The following is a 20,325-nucleotide window of genomic DNA, read 5'->3' as shown; positions in this document are numbered from 1 at the left end:
AGAGCAAAACTGGAGGTTTGAATGAAGATGTTGAAATCCACCCTGGCCATCGTGACTGCAGCAGCAGTGCTCGGTGTCAGTGGGTTCGCTCAGGCGGGTGCAACCCTGGATGCAGTGCAGAAGAAAGGTTTTGTACAGTGCGGTGTGAGTGACGGTTTGCCGGGTTTCTCGGTTCCGGACTCTACCGGCAAGATCGTTGGCATCGATGCTGACTTCTGCCGCGCTGTAGCTGCTGCAGTGTTTGGTGATGCGACCAAGGTCAAATTCAGCCAGTTGAATGCCAAGGAGCGTTTCACTGCTCTGCAATCCGGCGAAATCGACATGCTGTCGCGCAACTCCACCATGACCAGCTCCCGTGATGCGGGCATGGGCCTGAAGTTTCCTGGCTTCATCACCTATTACGACGGCGTAGGCTTCCTGGCCAACAGCAAGCTGGGCGTGAAAAGTGCCAAGGAACTGGATGGCGCGACCATCTGTATTCAAGCCGGTACCACCACCGAGCTGAACGTGTCCGACTACTTCCGCGCCAACGGCCTGAAGTACACCCCGATCACCTTCGACACTTCCGATGAAAGCGCCAAGTCGCTGGAATCCGGTCGTTGCGACGTGCTGACCTCCGACAAGTCCCAGTTGTATGCACAGCGCAGCAAACTGGCCTCGCCGAAAGATTACATCGTTCTGCCTGAAACCATCTCCAAAGAGCCTTTGGGGCCGGTCGTGCGTAATGGCGACGATGAGTGGCTGGCAATCGTTCGTTGGGTTGGCTACGCGATGCTCAACGCCGAAGAAGCCGGTATCTCTTCGAAAAACGTCGAGGCAGAAGCCAAGTCGACCAAGAACCCGGATGTTGCTCGTCTGCTGGGCGCCGACGGTGAGTACGGCAAGGATCTGAAGCTGCCGAAAGACTGGGTGGTGAAAATCGTCAAGCAAGTCGGTAACTACGGCGAAGTCTTCGAGAGAAACCTCGGCAAGGGCACTCCGCTGGAAATCGACCGTGGCTTGAACGCCCTGTGGACCAACGGCGGCATTCAATACGCACCACCAGTGCGCTGATGGTTCTATCACCCGGTGGGCCAACCACCGGGTGATGTTCTGTTCCATTATTTCCGGGGCACTTCATGCAAAATTCAATCGGCGCACCAAAGCAGAGGTTCAGCCTCAGCGATCCGCGAGTGCGTGCGTGGCTGTTTCAGATTATTACGGTTCTCGCCGTGGTCGGGATGGGTTGGTACCTGTTCGACAACACTCAAACCAACCTGCAACACCGGGGCATTACCTCCGGTTTTAGCTTTCTTGAGCGCAGCGCCGGTTTCGGCATCGCTCAGCACCTGATCGACTATACCGAATCGGACAGCTATGCCCGGGTGTTTGTCATCGGCCTGCTCAACACCTTGCTGGTGACGTTCATCGGCGTGATCCTGGCGACGATCCTCGGTTTCATCGTCGGTGTGGCACGACTGTCGAAGAACTGGATCATTGCCAAGATGGCGACGGTTTATGTCGAGGTCTTCCGTAACATTCCGCCGCTGCTGCAAATCCTGTTCTGGTACTTCGCGGTGTTCCTCACCATGCCGGGGCCGCGCAATAGCCATAACTTCGGCGACACCTTCTTCGTCAGCAGCCGCGGCCTGAACATGCCGGCAGCGTTGACAGCGAACGGTTTCTGGCCGTTTGTGGCGAGCATCGTCGTGGCCATTGTCGCGATCGTGCTGATGTGCCGCTGGGCCAACAAGCGTTTCGAAGAGACCGGCGTACCGTTCCACAAGTTCTGGGTAGGCCTGGCGATGTTCCTGGTGATCCCTGCGTTGTGCGCATTGATCTTCGGCGCGCCGCTGCATTGGGAAATGCCACAGCTGCAAGGTTTCAACTTTGTAGGCGGCTGGGTGCTGATCCCTGAACTGCTGGCACTGACCCTGGCCCTGACCGTGTACACCGCGGCGTTCATCGCCGAAATCGTGCGTTCGGGCATCAAGTCGGTCAGCCACGGCCAGACCGAAGCGGCTCACTCGCTGGGGCTGCGCAACGGTCCGACCCTGCGCAAGGTGATCATCCCGCAAGCCCTGCGCGTGATCATTCCGCCGCTGACCAGCCAATACCTGAACCTGGCGAAAAACTCCTCGCTGGCGGCCGGTATCGGTTATCCGGAGATGGTGTCGTTGTTTGCTGGTACGGTGCTGAACCAGACCGGACAGGCGATCGAAGTCATTGCCATCACCATGAGCGTGTACCTGGCGATCAGTATCAGCATTTCCCTGCTGATGAACTGGTACAACAAGCGCATTGCGCTGATCGAGCGGTAAGGAAGAGCGCATGACGACTCATACTTTCAAACCCGACATGCCTCCACCGAGCAGTAGCATCGGTGTCGTGGCGTGGATGCGGGCGCACATGTTTTCCAGCTGGATCAACACCCTGCTGACACTGTTCGCGTTCTATCTGATTTACCTGATAGTTCCGCCTCTCGTGAGCTGGGCGATCCTCGATGCCAATTGGGTCGGCACCACCCGTGCCGACTGCACCAAGGCCGGCGCCTGCTGGGTGTTCATTGAGCAGCGCTTTGGCCAGTTCATGTATGGCTACTACCCGATGGACTTGCGCTGGCGCGTGGACCTGACCGTGTGGCTGGCGGTGATTGGCGTAGCGCCGTTGTTCATCGCACGTGTTCCGCACAAGGCAATCTACGGCCTGAGCTTTCTGGTGCTCTATCCGATCATTGCCTACCTCCTGCTGCACGGTGGCGTATTCGGTCTGAGCCAGGTGGCGACCAGCCAGTGGGGCGGCCTGATGCTGACCCTGGTGATCGCTACCGTCGGTATCGTCGGCGCACTGCCGCTGGGTATCGTGCTTGCCCTGGGCCGTCGTTCGAACCTGCCGGCGATTCGCGTGGTCTGCGTGACCTTCATCGAGTTCTGGCGCGGTGTGCCGTTGATCACGGTGCTGTTCATGTCGTCGGTGATGTTGCCGTTGTTCCTGCCCGAAGGCATGAACTTCGACAAATTGCTGCGGGCGCTGATCGGCGTGATCCTGTTCCAGTCGGCCTACATCGCCGAGGTGGTGCGTGGCGGTCTGCAAGCGATCCCTAAAGGTCAGTACGAAGCGGCTGCGGCGATGGGCCTCGGTTACTGGCGCAGCATGGGCCTGGTGATTTTGCCGCAAGCCCTGAAGCTGGTAATCCCTGGCATCGTCAACACCTTCATTGCGCTGTTCAAGGACACGAGCCTGGTGATCATCATCGGCCTGTTCGACTTGCTCAACAGCGTCAAGCAAGCCGCCGCCGACCCGAAATGGCTGGGCATGGCCACAGAAGGCTATGTGTTCGCGGCCCTGGTGTTCTGGATTTTCTGTTTTGGTATGTCCCGCTATTCCATGCATTTGGAACGCAAGCTGGACACTGGCCACAAGCGTTAGGAGCGTAGTTTATGAGTGAAGCGATCAAACAGCCTGTGAGTCCTCAAGGCATTATTCAGATGCAGGGCGTAAACAAGTGGTACGGCCAGTTCCACGTGTTGAAAGACATCAACCTGAACGTCAAGCAGGGCGAGCGTATCGTGCTGTGCGGCCCGTCGGGTTCCGGCAAATCCACCACCATCCGTTGCCTCAATCGCCTGGAAGAACACCAGCAGGGCCGTATCGTGGTCGATGGCGTGGAACTGACCAACGACCTCAAGCAGATCGAAGCGATCCGCCGTGAAGTCGGCATGGTGTTCCAGCACTTCAACCTGTTCCCGCACCTGACCATTCTGCAGAACTGCACCCTGGCGCCGATGTGGGTACGCAAGATGCCCAAGCGCAAGGCCGAAGAAATCGCCATGCATTACCTGGAGCGCGTACGCATTCCAGAGCAGGCGCATAAATACCCGGGGCAACTGTCCGGTGGTCAGCAACAGCGTGTGGCGATTGCCCGTGCCCTGTGCATGAAACCGAAAATCATGCTGTTCGACGAACCGACGTCGGCACTTGACCCGGAGATGGTGAAAGAGGTTCTGGACACCATGATCGGCCTGGCCGAAGACGGCATGACCATGCTCTGCGTGACCCACGAAATGGGCTTCGCCCGTACCGTGGCCAACCGCGTGATCTTCATGGACAAGGGTGAAATCGTCGAACAGGCCGCGCCGAACGACTTCTTCGACAACCCGCAGAACGAGCGGACGAAGTTGTTCCTGAGCCAGATCCTGCATTGATAGACGCTTGGCAGTGAAATAAACCCGGACTCTGTTCCGGGTTTTTTTTGCTCCAATGAAACGCTCCACCTGCTGACCGCGAACCCTGTAGGAGCCGGCTTGCTGGCGATGGCGGCATACCAGACGCCACCGAGTATCCCGGCTATAGCCATTTGGCATCCCACAATGGGTAATCGTGCACACGTGTGACAAGCCCCGCACGCAATGGATTGGCAACGATGTATCGGGCGACCGCTTGCAGATCCGCTTCACGGCGAATCGCGCGATCATGGAAACCTCTCTGCCATACCATCCCTCTGCGCTCCAGTCGCGCGTTTACCGCCCGCGCGCTGCGCGATTTGGTTGCCAGCACCAACGCCGACAACGAGTTGTTCTTCAGTTCGACCAGCCAATGAAAATGGTCGGGCATCACCACCCAGGCGAGGGAATCGACCCATTCTTCTGTCTGCGCCTGACGAAAGTGGTCTACCACCAGACGTCCTGCCCGCCAGTCAGTAAAAAACGGGGTGCGATTCCAGGTGACAGCTGTCAGCAGGTAGATTTGGCCGGTTTGGGAATAACGTCCGGCGCGTAAGCGATTGGCATGGGGAAGATCGGGCATTCCATTGCCCTCCTGTGTTTTGAGAGAAACAGAAGGCTAGTACGCAATAGTGAGGGGCATTGCCAAAGTTCAGTTCTGAATGTGTCGGTACGATCGCCATCGCCAGCAAGCCGGCTCCTACAGGGTTTGCGTGAGCCCGTTGCCTTGTCGGACGAAGCTGACTAACATGTCAGAAAATTCATCCTATGATTGGATGAAAGGGCGAATTCTATGTCAGATATTTCTCCATTAATTAAACGGTCCTTGGTCGATCAGGCCCTGGACCAGCTGCGCCTGCGCATTAATCAAGGTGTCTGGACGGTCGGCCAGCGCTTGCCCACCGAGCCGGAATTGGCGACTGAGCTGGGCATCAGCCGCAACACCGTGCGCGAAGCCATGCGCGTGTTGGCGTTTTCCGGGTTGATCGAGATCCGCCAGGGCGACGGCAGCTACGTGCGGGCGGTAGTCGATCCTTTGGATACGATGAAGGCGCTGTCCCGCTGCTCTCAGGAACAGGCTCGGGAAACCCGGCACATTCTGGAAGTCGAAGCCATCGGTCTGGCTGCATTACGCCGCACCGATGAAGACCTGGTGGCGTTGCGCGAGGCGCTGGGCGTCAGCGGCAGTCACTACCACGGCGATCTCGACACCTACATCGCCTGTGACCTGGTGTTTCACCGTCGTCTGGTGGACGCGGCGCACAACCCGACCCTCAGCGAGCTGTATCGCTACTTCTCCAGCGTCGTGGGCGCGCAGTTGCGTCAAACCTTGAACGTCACCCCCCGACGCCAAGCGGTGTTCGACCTGCATATCGAGCTGCTCGATGCCGTCGAACAACGCGACCCGGAACGGGCCAAAGCCCTGATGAGGCGATTGATCAATGAACCTTGAAACCGAGAATCCGATGTCCAGTCAGCAGGCGAGCCACAGCCGCATCACCGAGCTCAAGCGGACGGCGGAGCTCGAAGAGCTGTTGATCGACGCCGAGGCCGATGATGCAGAGGTTCAGCGAAGTCACCCGCTCTTGCGGCGCCCGTGGCTGTTGCTGCTGGGGCTGATTCTGGTGGCGCTGAACTTGCGTCCGGCGCTGTCGAGCATGGCGCCGATGCTCAGCGAGGTCTCGAAAACACTGGGGCTATCGGCTGCCCAGGCCGGTTTGCTGACCACCTTGCCGGTGCTTTGCCTCGGTCTGTTCGCGCCGTTGGCGCCGGTGCTTGCGCGACGTTTTGGTGCCGAGCGGGTGGTGTTGGGGATTCTCCTGATGCTGGCCGGCGGGATCATTTTGCGCAGCTCGTTCGGCGAGGTCGGCCTGTTCGCCGGCAGCGTGCTGGCCGGCGCCAGCATCGGGGTGATCGGCGTGCTGCTGCCCGGTATCGTCAAGCGCGACTTCCCGAAACAGGCCGGCACCATGACCGGCGTCTACACCATGGCGTTGTGCCTGGGCGCGGCCATGGCGGCCGGCGCGACCGTACCGTTGAGCGAACATTTCGACAAGAGTTGGGCGCTGGGCCTCGGCTTCTGGGTGGTTCCTGCCTTGGTCGCAGCCATGTTCTGGCTGCCGCAAGTCGGTCAGAAACACGGCGCACATAACGTTGCCTATCGGGTCCGAGGCCTGTTGCGCGATCCGCTGGCCTGGCAAGTGACCTTGTACATGGGCCTGCAATCGTCTCTGGCCTACATCGTATTCGGTTGGCTGCCGTCGATTCTGATCGGTCGCGGTCTGACGCCAACCCAGGCCGGTCTGGTGCTGTCGGGTTCGGTGATCGTCCAGTTGATCAGCTCGCTGGCCGCACCGTGGCTGGCGACCCGTGGCAAGGATCAGCGGCTGGCCATCGTAATCGTCATGGCAATGACCCTCGGCGGCTTGTTCGGTTGCCTTTATGCGCCGATCGACGGCCTGTGGGGCTGGGCAATCCTGCTGGGACTGGGGCAGGGCGCTACGTTCAGCCTGGCATTGACCCTGATCGTGCTGCGCTCGCGGGATGCTCATGTCGCCGCCAATCTGTCGAGCATGGCACAGGGCTTCGGCTACACCCTGGCCTCCATGGGCCCGTTCGCGGTCGGTGTGGTGCATGACTGGACTGGCGGCTGGACCGCGCTGGGCTGGATCTTCGGTGTCATCGGCCTCGGCGCGATCATCGCCGGCCTCGGTGCCGGGCGTTCGTTGTACGTGCAGGTCGAAAGCGAAAAGATCTGATTCGCGCACACTGTCGGTATTCGGGGGGCGAATGCTGATGGTGTTTCGTCTGTTTGCAGATTATCGTGCTGGCAATCTGCCTATTTTCCGGAGCCTGCCCATGAGTGATGCCCACAACGCCTTGATCACCCGGTTCTATCAAGCCTTCCAGCGGCTGGATGCCGAGGCCATGAGCGCCTGCTACACCGACGACGTGGTGTTCAGTGATCCGGCGTTCGGCGAACTGCGCGGGCGCGATGCCGGCGATATGTGGCGCATGCTCACCACCCGCGCCAAGGACTTCTCCCTGACCTTCGATAACGTGCGCAGCGATGAGCGCACTGGCGGCGCCCATTGGGTGGCGACGTACCTGTTCAGCCAGACCGGCAATATCGTGGTCAATGACATTCAGGCGCGATTCGTGTTCCGCGACGGCAAGATCTGCGAGCACCACGACAGTTTTGATCTGTGGCGCTGGTCGCGTCAGGCACTGGGTTTCAAAGGGCTGTTGTTAGGCTGGACCCCGCTGGTAGGTAACGCCGTGCGTGCTCAGGCCTTGAAGGGGTTGAAGGCATTCCAGGCCAGTCGCTGATAAGATCGCAGCTTGTTTTCTTTCAAGCCTTGATCGTCACGTGAGCACCTCGAGCGAATCTTCCGTCATTGCCGCCGAACCGTCGCTGTCTGTCAGCAAACCCTGGTTCGTCTACCTCGTTCGCGCGGCCAATGGTTCGCTCTACTGCGGGATCAGCGACGATCCCGTGCGTCGCTTCGCCACCCATCAGAGTGGCAAGGGCGCGCGCTTCTTCCTGTCGAGCCCGGCCGTGGCGCTGGTTTATACCGAGCGCTGCCGCGATAAAAGCGAAGCGCTGCGCCAGGAGCGTTTGATCAAGAAACTCAAGAAAAGCGCCAAGGAATGTCTGGTGGCGAGTGCGGCCGCGGGCTTATCAATCTGACTGATAAGTGCCCATCAGGCAGATGGGTAGGCTGCCTGCCGATTGCGCGTTAAGCTGCGGGCTCCTTATCCGAGCGGCGGAGCCGAGCATGTCCGAGTTGATTCTGCATCATTACCCGACGTCCCCTTTTGCCGAAAAGGCCCGCTTGCTGCTGGGCTTCAAGGGGTTGTCCTGGCGCTCTGTGATGATCTCGCCGGTGATGCCAAAACCCGACCTGACGGCCCTGACCGGCGGCTACCGCAAGACGCCGGTGTTGCAGATCGGTGCTGATGTCTATTGCGACACCGCGTTGATCGCTCGTCGTCTGGAGCAGGAAAAAGCTTCACCGGCGTTTTTCCCGGAAGGCCAGGAAATGGTCACGGCGACCTTTGCGGCGTGGGCCGATTCGGTGGTGTTCCAGCATGCAGTCAGCCTGGTGTTCCAGCCAGAATCGGTAGCGGTGCGCTTCGGCAAATTATCGCCGGAAGCGATCAAGGCATTTCTGGCCGATCGTGCCGGCTTGTTCAGCGGTGGCAGTTCCACTCGGTTGTCGGCCGAGCAGGCAAAGCATCAGTGGCCAACGATCATGGCGCGCCTGGAGCAGCAGCTTCAACGCGAGCAGGGGGACTTCCTGTTCGGCGAACCATCGATTGCCGACTTTGCCCTGGCTCACTCGCTGTGGTTCCTCAAGGCGACGCACGTGACTTCACCGTTGGTGGATGCTTATCCGGCCGTGTCGGCGTGGTTTGGCCGCGTGATGGGGTTTGGTCATGGCGCGTTCAGTGAGATGACGGCCGAGCAAGCGCTAGAGATTGCCCGCCATGCCACACCGGCTGCGTTGCCGGATGAGCAGTTCGATGAGCCGAACGGGTTCGAGGTTGGCCAGCGGGTGGTAATCGCCGCGACTGATTACGGGGTTGATCCGGTGGCGGGGGAGCTGATGTTTGCCGGCAGCGAAGAGTTGATTCTGCGCCGTGAAGACGAGCGGGCCGGTGTGGTGCATGTGCACTTTCCGCGGTTCGGGTTTCGCATAGAGGCTTGCTGACGCACGCACCTGTGGCGAGGGGGCTTGCCCCCGTTGGGTCGCGAAGCGGCCCCAGCATTTCGATGAGAAAACCGTATCCACGGGAAATTGCGACTGCTGCGCAGCCGAACGGGGGCAAGCCCCCTCGCCACAGGATTGTTTGAAGCTGATGGTTATTTCAATGCAGCAAGCACCTGATCCGGGTCATACCCGCGAATCAACGTTCCATTCACATCGATGATCGGAATCCCGCGTCCCCCCAGTGCCTCATAGGCTTTGCGCGCCACGGCATCCTTCTCGATATCGAATTCCTTGTACGGAATACCTTTCTGATCGAGGAAGCGCCGGGTCAGCTTGCAGTAACCGCACCAGTCAGTGGCGTAGAGCACGACGTTGGCCTTGGCCTGGGTCTGCTCGGACACCACCTGCGAGGGGTGAAGTACCCGCTCGATCTTGCCCCAGTTCTGGTAGACCACTACCACCAGCAGGATCAGCAGGAATTTTTTCAACACGCCACCGAGCATCAGTTGCGTCGCTTGAGCTGGTCGGTCAGTTGGGTCGGCAGGCCCTTGATGATCAGCGTGCCGGCTTCTTCGTCGTATTCGATCTTCGAGCCCAACAGGTGCGCTTCGAAGCTGATCGACAAGCCTTCGGCGCGACCGGTGAAGCGGCGGAACTGGTTCAGGGTACGCTTGTCCGCCGGGATCTCCGGGGACAGGCCGTAGTCCTTGTTGCGGATGTGATCGTAGAAGGCTTTCGGGCGATCTTCGTCGATCAGTCCGGACAATTCTTCCAGGCCCATGGGCTCGCCCATTTTGGCCTGGCTGCTGGCGTAATCCACCAGGGTCTTGGTCTTCTCGCGCGCGGACTCTTCCGGCAGGTCTTCGCTTTCGACGAAGTCACTGAATGCCTTGAGCAAAGTGCGGGTTTCACCGGGGCCGTCGACGCCTTCCTGGCAACCGATGAAATCGCGGAAATACTCCGAAACTTTCTTGCCGTTCTTGCCCTTGATGAACGAAATGTACTGCTTGGACTGCTTGTTGTTCTGCCATTCGGAAACGTTGATCCGCGCTGCAAGGTGCAACTGGCCAAGGTCCAGATGTCGCGAAGGGGTCACGTCCAGCTGATCGGTCACCGCCACGCCTTCGCTGTGGTGCAGCAGGGCGATGGCCAGGTAATCGGTCATGCCTTGCTGGTAATGCGCGAACAGCACATGGCCACCGACCGAGAGGTTGGATTCTTCCATCAGCTTTTGCAGATGCTCGACCGCCACCCGGCTGAAGGCCGTGAAATCACGACCACCGTCGAGGTATTCCTTCAGCCAGCCGCTGAATGGAAACGCACCGGACTCCGGATGGAACAGCCCCCAGGCTTTGCCCTGTTTGGCGTTATAGCTTTCGTTCAAGTCGGCGAGCATGTTCTCGATGGCCGCGGACTCAGCCAGTTCAGAGTCGCGGGCGTGAAGAACTGCGGGTGTGCCGTCGGGTTTTTTGTCGATCAGGTGGACGATGCAATGACGGATCGGCATGGGCTTCTCGGCTGATTGGAGAGAGGAGGGCGTGCTCCCCCGAAAAAGCGCCCAGTGTACCGCAACCACTGGTTTTGGCGTGGTCCGAAGGGCAATTCGAAGCTCTCCGGCGACCCTAATGTGATTTTTTCCCGATTTAGAGCAATAAAGCTGACCAAATGGGTAGCTAGAGGCGGATATTTCCCCGTCTCTGTGCTAGTTTTGCCCGGTCTTACGCGAAGTCACTGCGTTAAGCGTGCATTCAGCATTTGTCAGGTCGAACCAAACCCTGATTTCGGTATCTATAACCCCGACTCGTCGTGGTTATGGCCGAGGGTGCCAGATCCAGAAGATCGGGCTCGATGGCTGACACTGCACTCTGCAATCCATATGAATTTGATAGGGAAGGAACACTACAATGGCTCTTACTAAAGACCAACTGATCGCCGACATCGCTGAAGCTATCGACGCGCCAAAAACCACCGCGCGTAACGCTCTGGACCAACTGGGCCAAATCGTTGCCGATCAGCTGGAAAACGGCGGCGAAATCACTCTGCCAGGTATCGGCAAGCTGAAAGTGACTGAGCGTCCTGCCCGTACCGGCCGCAACCCTTCGACTGGCGCTGCCATCGAAATCGCTGCCAAGAAAGTGATCAAGCTGGTTGTGGCCAAAGGCCTGACCGACGCTGTTAACAAGTAAGACTTGTTAAAAAAAACCGTGCTCCGGAGCAATCCGGGCACGGTTTTTTTGTGTCTGCGATTCAGCGATTAATCAGGCTCAATCGCTGTCTCGGTTGTTACTCAGCTTTTGCGGGCCCAGCGCTCGCGCCAGACCTGCTGCTCGGATTTGGTCTGGAAGGTCCAGGCGACGAAGCGGCTTTGCTTCTGCCCTTGGGACATTTCCACGACCTGGCTTTCCAATACGCCGGCCTTTTTCAGCGCCGTCTGGATCGCCGGCAGGTTCGAGGCTTTCGAGACCAGGGTGCTGAACCAAAGCACTTTGTGTTGAAAGTGCGCGCTCTCGGCGATCAGTTGCGTCACAAACCGTGCCTCGCCACCTTCACACCATAGTTCGGCCGATTGCCCGCCAAAGTTCAGCACCGGCAGTTTGCGTTTTGGGTCGGCGCGGCCCAGCGCGCGCCATTTACGCACGCTACCCTTGGTCGCCTCGTCCATCGAGGCGTGGAACGGCGGGTTGCACATCGTCAGGTCAAAGCGTTCGCCGGGTTCGAGCAAGCCCAACAGAATGTGCTTGGGATTAGTTTGCTGGCGTAGCTGGATGGCTTTGTTCAGCCCGTTGGACTGCACGATGGCTTTGGCTGAGGCTACGGCGATCGGATCGATTTCCGAGCCGAGGAAGTGCCAACGGTAGTCGCTGTAGCCGATCAGCGGATAGACGCAGTTGGCGCCCATGCCGATATCGAGCACCTTGACCGGTGCGCCGCGAGGGATCTCGCCGTCGTTGACGCTGGCCAGCAGGTCGGCCAGGAAGTGCACGTAGTCGGCACGGCCCGGAACCGGCGGGCACAGGTAATCGGCCGGGATGTCCCAATGGGCGATACCGTAGAACGCTTTGAGCAGCGCCCGGTTGAACACCCGCACCGCGTCCGGGCTGGCGAAGTCGATGCTCTCTTTGCCGTACGGATTGATGATCACGAACTTCGCCAGTTCCGGCGTGGTCTTGATCAGCGCCGGGAAGTCGTAACGACCCTGATGGCGATTGCGCGGGTGCAGGCTGGCCTTCTCGCGTGACTCCACGGCTTTGGCCGGGGTCGCGGGTTTAGGCTTTTTGCGCGCAGGTTTGGGTGTGCTGGGGGCGGTCATGGGCGAGGTCGATTCGGGTATGGCTAAAAGTGGCGGGTATTGTCCCACATCCGCTCGTTGAGCACTCAATTGCGAAGATTACGTATATCCCGTAGGGATTTTTGGTATTTGGGAGAAAGTGGCGGGCACAAAAAAGGGAGGCCGCTGGGGCCTCCCTGTTTCATTGCGATGTGCCGTTACAAACTGGCAATCCGCGCATGCTGCTCGGCCAATTTGCCCAAAGCCTGTTCAGCTTCGGCCAGTTTGGCGCGTTCCTTCTCGATGACTTCGGCCGGGGCCTTGTCGACGAAACCGGCGTTGGACAGCTTGCCGCCGACGCGCTGAACTTCGCCCTGCAGACGCAGGATTTCCTTGTCCAGGCGCGCCAGTTCGGCGTCCTTGTCGATCAGGCCGGCCATCGGCACCAGCACTTCCATCTCGCCAACCAGTGCGGTGGCGGACAGTGGAGCTTCTTCGCCAGCCTTCAGAACAGTGATCGATTCCAGACGCGCCAGCTTCTTCAGCAAGGCTTCGTTCTCGGTGAGTCGACGCTGATCTTCGGCGCTGACGTTTTTCAGGAACAGGTTCAGCGGCTTGCCTGGACCGATGTTCATTTCACCGCGGATGTTACGGGTGCCGAGCATCAGACCCTTGAGCCATTCGATATCGTCTTCGGCAGCCTGGTCGATGCGTGCCTCAACGGCCACTGGCCAAGGTTGCAGCATGATCGTCTTGCCTTGAATACCGGCGAGCGGTGCGACGCGCTGCCAGATTTCTTCGGTGATGAATGGCATGAACGGGTGAGCCAGGCGCAAAGCGACTTCCAGCACTCGAACCAGAGTGCGACGGGTGCCGCGCTGACGCTCGACCGGCGCGTTTTCGTCCCACAGCACAGGCTTGGACAGTTCCAGGTACCAGTCGCAATACTGGTTCCAGATGAACTCGTACAAGGCTTGTGCCGCCAGGTCGAAACGGAACTGATCGAGCTGACGGGTCACTTCGGCTTCAGTGCGTTGCAACTGCGAGATGATCCAGCGATCCGCCAGCGAGAGCTCATAGGCTTCGCCGTTCTGGCCGCAGTCTTCGCCCTTGTCCAGCACGTAGCGCGCGGCGTTCCAGATCTTGTTGCAGAAGTTGCGATAGCCTTCGACGCGACCCATGTCGAACTTGATGTCACGACCGGTGGACGCCAGCGAGCAGAAGGTGAAGCGCAGGGCGTCAGTGCCATAGCTGGCGATGCCTTCGGCGAACTCGTCGCGGGTCTGCTTTTCGATCTTCTTCGCCAGTTTCGGCTGCATCATGCCGGAGGTGCGTTTCTGCACCAGATCTTCCAGCTCGATGCCGTCGATGATGTCCAGCGGATCCAGGACGTTGCCCTTGGACTTGGACATTTTCTGGCCTTGGCCATCACGTACCAGGCCATGCACATAAACGGTCTTGAACGGAACCTGCGGCGTGCCGTCTTCGTTTTTCACCAAGTGCATGGTGAGCATGATCATCCGGGCAACCCAGAAGAAAATGATGTCGAAACCGGTCACCAGCACATCGGTGGAGTGGAATTTCTTCAGGAATTCGGTCTGCTCCGGCCAGCCGAGGGTGGAGAAGGTCCACAGGCCCGAACTGAACCAGGTATCCAGAACGTCGTTGTCTTGTTGCAGCGCAACGTCCGGCCCGAGATTGTGCTTGGCACGCACTTCGGCTTCGTCGCGACCGACGTAGACCTTGCCCGACTCGTCGTACCAGGCCGGAATCCGGTGGCCCCACCACAGCTGACGGCTGATGCACCAGTCCTGGATATCGCGCATCCACGAGAAGTACATGTTTTCGTACTGCTTTGGCACGAACTGAATGCGGCCGTCTTCAACCGCAGCGATGGCCGGCTCGGCCAATGGCTTGGTGGACACGTACCACTGGTCGGTCAGCCACGGCTCGATGATGGTGCCGGAGCGGTCGCCTTTAGGCACTTTCAGGGCGTGGTCGTCGACGCTGACCAGCAGGCCGGCGGCTTCGAACGCTGCCACGATCTGCTTGCGCGCTTCGAAGCGGTCGAGGCCGGCGTATTCGGCCGGGATCTTGCCGTCGATGCTCTCGTTCAGTGTGCCGTCGAGATTGAACACCTGGGCCGCAGGCAGCACATGGGCGTTTTTGTCGAAGATGTTCAGCAACGGCAGGTTGTGGCGCTTGCCGACTTCGTAGTCGTTGAAATCGTGGGCCGGGGTGATTTTCACGCAGCCGGTGCCGAATTCAGGGTCGCAGTAATCGTCGGCGATGATCGGGATGCGGCGGCCAACCAGCGGCAGCTCGACAAATTTGCCGATCAGGGCTTTGTAGCGTTCATCGTTCGGGTTAACGGCCACGGCGGCGTCGCCGAGCATGGTTTCCGGACGCGTGGTCGCGACGATCAGGTAGTCGTTGCCTTCAGCGGTTTTGGCGCCATCGGCCAGCGGGTACTTCAAGTTCCACAGGAAGCCTTTCTCGTCGTGGTTTTCCACTTCAAGGTCGGAAATCGCCGTGTGCAGCTTGGTGTCCCAGTTGACCAGACGCTTGCCGCGATAGATCAGACCGTCTTCGTGCAGACGCACGAAGGCTTCTTTCACCGCTTCCGAGAGGCCGTCGTCCATGGTGAAGCGCTCACGGCTCCAATCCACGGACGAGCCGAGGCGGCGGATCTGACGGCTGATGTTGCCGCCGGACTGATCCTTCCATTCCCAGACTTTCTCGAGGAATTTCTCACGGCCCAGATCGTGGCGATTCTGGCCCTGGGCTTCGAGTTGACGCTCCACCAGCATTTGCGTGGCGATGCCGGCGTGGTCGGTGCCTGGCTGCCACAGGGTGTTGCGACCCTGCATACGGCGGAAACGGATCAGGGCGTCCATGATCGCGTTGTTAAAGCCGTGACCCATGTGCAGGCTGCCGGTGACGTTCGGCGGCGGGATCATGATGGTGTAGGACTCGCCCTCGCCTTGTGGGGCGAAGTAGTTCTCGGACTCCCAGGTGTTGTACCAGGAAGTTTCAATGGCGTGCGGCTGGTAGGTCTTATCCATGCGCGGCGGGACCCTATTGGCATTTATTCAGGAAAAGCCGGGAAGTATAGCGGGGCACGGGGCGTAGGGCGAGCAGGGGCGGACTGTGGCGAGGGGGTTTACCCCCGTTCGGCTGCGAAGCAGTCGTAAAACCGATGTGTGGGTGCGCCAGATGCACCACGATGGCAGATATTGGGGCCGCTTCGCGACCCAGCGGGGGTAAACCCCCTCGCCACAGAAGCCCGCTCGGCTCAGGGTTACTCGTACTGGCTAAGCAACCGTTCCATCCGCGCATCCAGCCGGCGTTTGATTTCGGTTTCGATGTGCGGGGCGAAGTCGTCGATCACGTCTTGCATGATCAATTGCGCGGCGGCGCGCAGCTCGCTATCCAGGTGCAACAGGGCATCGGGGCCCTTGTTGGCGGCAGGAGCCGGCTGGGCGGCCGGGGCGGGTGGTGGCGGTTCGACCTGCGGCGCATGGCCGACGGTGTCGAACAGCATGGGAATCTGTTCCTGGTCGCCTTCAATGACGGCGTCGGTCAGCAACGGCGGTTGCAGGTTGTCATCGCCGAGCAGTTGGCGGATCGACTCAAGGTCTTCCAGCAGGTGCACGGACTTTTGCGGTGGTTTTGGAGTGTCCATCGGAATGCTCAGAGTCGCTGTAAACGGTGATCTTGCAGAGGATAGCCCTGTTCGCGGTAGAAACGAAAACTCTCCCGCGCAGCCGCACGAATCGCCGGGTCTTCCACCACCACTTCCGCCACGCGGGCGAACTGTCTGGCAAAGGCCGGGACTTTCAGGTCGAGATTGACCAGCAGATCCTGATGCTGACCGCAGTCATCGCCAAGACCCAACACAATCAAACCGTCCGGCTCGCTTTCGGCAGGACCGTGGGGCACGAAGCTTTCGCCCTTGAACGCCCACAACCGCGCATCGAGCGCATCACGCTGGGCGGCATCGCTGCAATGCAGGTAAATGCGGTGGCCCATGCGCCAGGCTTTTTCGGTGAGCTTGCAGGCGAAATCCAGCCGCGCCGAAGGATCGGCGCTGGGCAGGATATAGAAGTCGACTTTGGTCATTGCGGTTCCTGAGCCACGAACGGCGTCACTCGAAAGTGACGCCGTTCGAGGTCATTGGTTTCAGGCTTTGGCGCGGTCCAGCAGGTATTGGGTCAGCAGGGGAACCGGACGGCCAGTGGCGCCCTTGTCCTTGCCGCCGCTGGTCCAGGCCGTGCCGGCGATGTCCAGGTGCGCCCAGTTCAGGTTCTTGGTGAAGCGTGACAGGAAGCAAGCGGCGGTGATGGTGCCGGCTTTCGGGCCGCCGATGTTGGCGATGTCGGCGAACGGGCTGTCCAGCTGCTCTTGATACTCATCGAACAGCGGCAGTTGCCAGGCGCGGTCGTCGGCGGATTGGCCGGCGCTCAGCAGTTGGCCGATCAGCTCGTCGTTGTTGCCCAGCAGGCCCGAGGTGTGGGCGCCCAGTGCGACGACACAAGCACCGGTCAGGGTGGCGATGTCGATCACCGCTTGCGGCTTGAAGCGTTCGGAGTAGGTCAGGGCATCGCACAGCACCAGACGGCCTTCGGCGTCGGTATTGAGGATTTCAACTGTCTGGCCGCTCATGGTGGTAACGATGTCGCCCGGACGCGAAGCGTTGCCGCTCGGCATGTTCTCGGCGCAGGCCAGGATGCACACCAGGTTGATCGGCAGTTTCAGCTCAAGCACGGCACGCAGGGTGCCGAACACGCTGGCGGCGCCGCCCATGTCGTACTTCATCTCATCCATGCCGGCGCCCGGCTTGAGGCTGATGCCGCCGGTGTCGAAGGTGATGCCTTTGCCGACGAGGGCGTACGGCTTCTCGGATTTCTTGCCGCCGTTGTATTGCATGACGATCAGGCGCGGTGGCTGGGCGCTGCCCTGGCCGACGGCGTAGAACGAACCCATGCCCAGGTCCTTGATCTTCTTCTCATCAAGGACTTCGACTTTCAAGCTTTTGAACTCTTTGCCCAGGTTCTTGGCTTGTTCGCCAAGGAACGTCGGGTGGCAGATGTTCGGCGGCAGGTTGCCCAGGTCACGGGTGAAGGCCATGCCGTTGGCGATTGCGGTGGCGTGGGCCACGGCGCGTTCGACTTCAGCCTGTGCCGCCTTGATGGTCACCAGAGTGACTTTCTTCAGGGCGCGCGGGTCGGCTTTCTGGCTCTTGAACTGTTCGAAGGTGTACTCGCCGTCCACCAGGGTTTCGGCCAGCAGGCGGGTCTTGCCATAGCTGTCACGGCCCTTGACCACCACTTCGTCCAGGGCCAGCACTGCATCGCTGCCGCCCAGGCCTTTCAGGGTATTGAGGATGCCGGCGATGATTTTGCGGAACGGGCGATCGCCCAGTTCTTCATCCTTGCCCACGCCCACCAGCAGCACGCGTTCGGCCTTGAGGTTGGGCAGGCTGTGCAGCAACAGGCTTTGGCCGACTTTGCCGGCCAGGTCGCCGCGCTTGAGCACTGCGCTGATAGCGCCGCCGCTCAGTTCGTCGAGCTGCTTGGCAACGGTGCCGAGCTTGCGGCCTTCGCGGACGGAGACCACCAGGGTGGCGGTCTTCAACGTTTCCGGGCTAACGCTTTTTACAACCAGTTCCATGTCCGGGTCCCTGAATTAATGGTCAAACTGCGCGACGCGCAGAGGCTTGCTTATAAGTAGAAAGGCGCCGGTGTGTTGCCAGCGACAAAGGCCGCAGTTTGAACCTCGCTGCCTGCGCCTGACAACCCTCGGTTATGCGAACTTAAGCGGTTCAGGTGCCTGCTTGAGCATGCGCAGTGACAGGCGCACTCAATCACAGGATAATGCGCATCTTTTTCGGCGGCTCTGCCCTGCGGGCCGGCTGATATGTTTGCTTGTTTGGCCGCTTAGCCTGACAACCCTGGAGTGTCTGGTTTGATTGTCTTCCGTTATCTATCCCGCGAAGTCCTGTTGACCTTGAGCGCCGTCAGCGCCGTGCTGCTGGTCATCATCATGAGCGGACGCTTCATCAAATACCTCGCCCAGGCGGCCTCTGGGCTCCTGGACCCGGGCTCGCTGTTCCTGATCATGGGCTTTCGTCTGCCGGGTTTCCTGCAGCTGATTCTACCTTTGGGGCTGTTTCTCGGGATCCTGCTGGCCTACGGTCGTCTGTACCTTGAAAGCGAAATGACCGTGTTGTCTGCCACTGGCATGAGCCAGCAGCGTCTGTTTGCCATGACTCTTTTTCCGGCGACCCTGGTTGCCCTGGTCGTGGCGTGGCTGAGCCTGAGCCTGGCGCCACAAGGTGCCAACCAGTTCCAGCTGCTGCTGAACAAACAGGATGCACTGACCGAGTTCGACACCCTCGAGCCGGGTCGCTTCCAGGCCTTGCGCGACGGCACTCGGGTGACCTACACCGAGCAACTGTCGGATGACCGCATCAATCTGGGCGGCGTGTTCATCTCGCAAAAGAATGTCAGTTCCGACAACAAGGATCGGGGGATTTCCGTGCTGGTAGCCGAGAAGGGCCGTCAGGAAATCAGGCCCGATGGCAACCGTTACCTGATTCTCGACAACGGCTACCGCTACGACGGTAATCCGGGTCTGGCCGACTACCGCGCCATCAAGTACGACGAATACGGCGTATTACTGCCAAAACCGGACGTCAGCGACGAAGTGACCGACCGTGATGCGATGACCACCAGTTCCTTGCTGGCCAGCGACGACATCCGTTCGCGTACCGAACTGCAATGGCGCCTGTCCCTGCCGTTGCTGGTCTTCATCGTGACCCTGATGGCGGTGCCGCTGTCGCGGGTCAACCCGCGCCAGGGCCGTTTCCTCAAGCTGCTGCCGGCGATTCTTCTTTATATGGCTTACCTGACCATCCTGATTGCCGCTCGCGGCGCCCTTGAAAAGGGCAAAATCCCGGCCGCATTGGGCTTGTGGTGGGTGCATGCGGTTTTCCTGGTGATCGGTCTGGGCTTGCTGTACTGGGAGTCGCTGAGCTTGAAGATGGCGAGTCGCCGCAGCGCGCTGGAGGTGGCCCGTGGATAAGCTCGATCGCTACATCGGTAGCAGCGTGTTCATCGCGATCCTGGCGGTGCTGGGGATCATTCTGGGCTTGGCAACGCTGTTCGCCTTCATCGATGAGATGAGCGAAGTCAGCGATACCTACACGCTGATGGATGTCCTGAGTTACGTGTTGCTGACCGCGCCGCGCCGCCTGTACGACATGTTACCGATGGCGGCGCTGATCGGTTGCCTGATTGGTCTCGGCAGTCTGGCCAGTCACAGCGAGCTGACCATCATGCGTGCCGCCGGTGTGTCCATCGGTCGGATCGTCTGGGCCGTGATGAAGCCGATGCTGATCCTGATGGTGGTAGGGCTGGTGATTGGCGAGTACGTCGCGCCGGCCACGGAAATCACCGCTCAAGCCAACCGTTCGCTGGCCCAGGGCAGTGGCGATGCGCAAAGCGCCAAGCACGGTTTGTGGCACCGTCAGGGTGATGAGTTCATTCACGTCAACTCCGTGCAACCCAACGGTCTGCTGTACGGCGTGACCCGTTATCGTTTTGACGATCAACGCCACATGCTGTCTTCGAGCTTCGCCAAACGTGCGGAATTCGATACCGATCACTGGCAACTGACCGATGTCACGACCACGCTGTTCCATGACAAAAGTACCGAAGTGGTGACTGCCCCTGTGGAACGCTGGGAAATCGCCCTGAGCCCGCAGCTGCTGAGTACTGTGGTGATGGCGCCCGAGTCGTTGTCGATCAGCGGTCTGTGGAATTACATCCACTATCTGGCTGACCAGGGCCTGAGCAACGGTCGTTACTGGCTGGCGTTTTGGGTCAAGGTATTGCAGCCGCTGGTGACCGCTGCATTGGTGTTGATGGCGATTTCCTTCATCTTCGGTCCGCTGCGTTCGGTGACCCTCGGTCAGCGGGTCTTCACTGGTGTACTGGTGGGCTTCACCTTCCGTATCGTCCAGGATTTGCTCGGGCCTTCGAGCCTGGTGTTCGGTTTCTCGCCGCTGTTTGCGGTGCTGGTGCCGGCCGGTGTCTGCGCCCTGGCCGGGGTCTGGTTGCTGCGCCGGGCCGGTTGA

The 20,325-nt window shown here is 59.8% G+C and carries 20 protein-coding genes; 12 read left to right on the top strand and 8 right to left on the bottom strand.

Features of this window, described 5'->3' with window-relative positions:
- Positions 1-21: 21 nt before the first annotated feature.
- From JUI81_RS27540 to JUI81_RS27525, 4 genes are all read left to right on the top strand, one after another.
- Positions 22-1,053: an amino acid ABC transporter substrate-binding protein gene (locus tag JUI81_RS27540; RefSeq protein ID WP_019581094.1), complete on the top strand. Its 1,032-nt coding sequence runs from the start codon at positions 22-24 to the stop codon at positions 1,051-1,053.
- 65 nt (positions 1,054-1,118) lie between these two features.
- Complete coding sequence (locus tag JUI81_RS27535; RefSeq protein WP_028940340.1) at positions 1,119-2,300, top strand: amino acid ABC transporter permease; 1,182 nt, start codon at positions 1,119-1,121, stop codon at positions 2,298-2,300.
- Positions 2,301-2,310: 10 nt separating this feature from the next.
- Positions 2,311-3,408 carry an amino acid ABC transporter permease gene (locus JUI81_RS27530; protein ID WP_019581092.1) on the top strand — a complete coding sequence of 366 codons (1,098 nt, stop codon included), beginning with the start codon at positions 2,311-2,313 and terminating at the stop codon, positions 3,406-3,408.
- Between the two features lie 11 nt (positions 3,409-3,419).
- Positions 3,420-4,184 (top strand): amino acid ABC transporter ATP-binding protein, encoded by a 765-nt coding sequence (locus JUI81_RS27525; protein WP_007936266.1) that lies wholly within the window; start codon positions 3,420-3,422, stop codon positions 4,182-4,184.
- A gap of 142 nt (positions 4,185-4,326) precedes the next feature.
- Here the strand turns inward: JUI81_RS27525 and JUI81_RS27520 are convergent, their stop codons facing one another.
- Positions 4,327-4,785, bottom strand: coding sequence for a transposase (locus tag JUI81_RS27520; protein ID WP_018927107.1), 459 nt, complete (start codon positions 4,783-4,785; stop codon positions 4,327-4,329).
- 210 nt (positions 4,786-4,995) lie between these two features.
- Between JUI81_RS27520 and JUI81_RS27515 the strand changes: the two genes are divergently transcribed.
- The 5 genes from JUI81_RS27515 to JUI81_RS27495 all read left to right on the top strand — a co-directional run bounded on the left by JUI81_RS27515 (position 4,996) and on the right by JUI81_RS27495 (position 8,917).
- Entirely contained in the window at positions 4,996-5,655 is a 660-nt protein-coding gene (locus JUI81_RS27515; protein ID WP_019581090.1) for a FadR/GntR family transcriptional regulator, read from the top strand.
- Entirely contained in the window at positions 5,645-6,961 is a 1,317-nt protein-coding gene (locus tag JUI81_RS27510) for a CynX/NimT family MFS transporter (protein WP_019581089.1), read from the top strand. The genes JUI81_RS27515 and JUI81_RS27510 overlap by 11 nt, the downstream gene beginning before the upstream one ends.
- A gap of 100 nt (positions 6,962-7,061) precedes the next feature.
- Complete coding sequence (locus tag JUI81_RS27505) at positions 7,062-7,532, top strand: nuclear transport factor 2 family protein (RefSeq protein WP_204125437.1); 471 nt, start codon at positions 7,062-7,064, stop codon at positions 7,530-7,532.
- Positions 7,533-7,572: 40 nt separating this feature from the next.
- The gene (locus JUI81_RS27500) at positions 7,573-7,893 is read left to right on the top strand and encodes a GIY-YIG nuclease family protein (RefSeq protein WP_019581087.1); all 321 of its coding nucleotides are present in this window, start codon (positions 7,573-7,575) and stop codon (positions 7,891-7,893) included.
- Positions 7,894-7,981: 88 nt separating this feature from the next.
- A complete protein-coding gene (locus JUI81_RS27495) occupies positions 7,982-8,917 on the top strand; it encodes a glutathione S-transferase family protein (protein ID WP_019581086.1) in 936 nt (311 codons plus the stop codon).
- A gap of 152 nt (positions 8,918-9,069) precedes the next feature.
- On the opposite strand, the gene JUI81_RS27490 is transcribed toward JUI81_RS27495, so the two are convergent.
- A complete protein-coding gene (locus JUI81_RS27490) occupies positions 9,070-9,420 on the bottom strand; it encodes a glutaredoxin family protein (protein ID WP_018927101.1) in 351 nt (116 codons plus the stop codon).
- A complete protein-coding gene (gene yejK, locus JUI81_RS27485) occupies positions 9,420-10,424 on the bottom strand; it encodes a nucleoid-associated protein YejK (RefSeq protein ID WP_019581084.1) in 1,005 nt (334 codons plus the stop codon). The genes JUI81_RS27490 and yejK overlap by 1 nt, the downstream gene beginning before the upstream one ends.
- Positions 10,425-10,821: 397 nt before the next feature.
- Here yejK and JUI81_RS27480 point away from each other — a divergent pair, with 397 nt between their 5' ends.
- Positions 10,822-11,103 (top strand): HU family DNA-binding protein, encoded by a 282-nt coding sequence (locus JUI81_RS27480; RefSeq protein WP_007905514.1) that lies wholly within the window; start codon positions 10,822-10,824, stop codon positions 11,101-11,103.
- Between the two features lie 101 nt (positions 11,104-11,204).
- Here the strand turns inward: JUI81_RS27480 and rlmF are convergent, their stop codons facing one another.
- The 5 genes from rlmF to JUI81_RS27455 all read right to left on the bottom strand — a co-directional run bounded on the left by rlmF (position 11,205) and on the right by JUI81_RS27455 (position 17,858).
- Positions 11,205-12,227: a 23S rRNA (adenine(1618)-N(6))-methyltransferase RlmF gene (rlmF, locus tag JUI81_RS27475; protein ID WP_204125436.1), complete on the bottom strand. Its 1,023-nt coding sequence runs from the start codon at positions 12,225-12,227 to the stop codon at positions 11,205-11,207.
- A 176-nt stretch (positions 12,228-12,403) separates the two neighbouring features.
- Positions 12,404-15,250 carry a valine--tRNA ligase gene (locus tag JUI81_RS27470; protein WP_204125435.1) on the bottom strand — a complete coding sequence of 949 codons (2,847 nt, stop codon included), beginning with the start codon at positions 15,248-15,250 and terminating at the stop codon, positions 12,404-12,406.
- A gap of 236 nt (positions 15,251-15,486) precedes the next feature.
- The gene (locus tag JUI81_RS27465; protein ID WP_018927097.1) at positions 15,487-15,870 is read right to left on the bottom strand and encodes a hypothetical protein; all 384 of its coding nucleotides are present in this window, start codon (positions 15,868-15,870) and stop codon (positions 15,487-15,489) included.
- Between the two features lie 8 nt (positions 15,871-15,878).
- Positions 15,879-16,307 (bottom strand): DNA polymerase III subunit chi, encoded by a 429-nt coding sequence (locus JUI81_RS27460; protein ID WP_018927096.1) that lies wholly within the window; start codon positions 16,305-16,307, stop codon positions 15,879-15,881.
- A 60-nt stretch (positions 16,308-16,367) separates the two neighbouring features.
- Positions 16,368-17,858, bottom strand: a complete 1,491-nt coding sequence (locus tag JUI81_RS27455; RefSeq protein ID WP_096479580.1) for a leucyl aminopeptidase — start codon at positions 17,856-17,858, stop codon at positions 16,368-16,370.
- 294 nt (positions 17,859-18,152) lie between these two features.
- On the opposite strand from JUI81_RS27455, the gene lptF reads away from it, so the two are divergent.
- Together lptF and lptG are read left to right on the top strand one after the other, a co-directional pair.
- Positions 18,153-19,271, top strand: coding sequence for an LPS export ABC transporter permease LptF (gene lptF / locus JUI81_RS27450; protein WP_019581080.1), 1,119 nt, complete (start codon positions 18,153-18,155; stop codon positions 19,269-19,271).
- Positions 19,264-20,325 carry an LPS export ABC transporter permease LptG gene (lptG, locus tag JUI81_RS27445; RefSeq protein WP_018927093.1) on the top strand — a complete coding sequence of 354 codons (1,062 nt, stop codon included), beginning with the start codon at positions 19,264-19,266 and terminating at the stop codon, positions 20,323-20,325. Before lptF ends, lptG begins: the two co-directional genes overlap by 8 nt.

The organism is Pseudomonas sp. 008, from assembly GCF_016861935.1.
GTDB lineage: Bacteria > Pseudomonadota > Gammaproteobacteria > Pseudomonadales > Pseudomonadaceae > Aquipseudomonas.
This window is presented reverse-complemented; position numbering and strand designations above follow the sequence as displayed.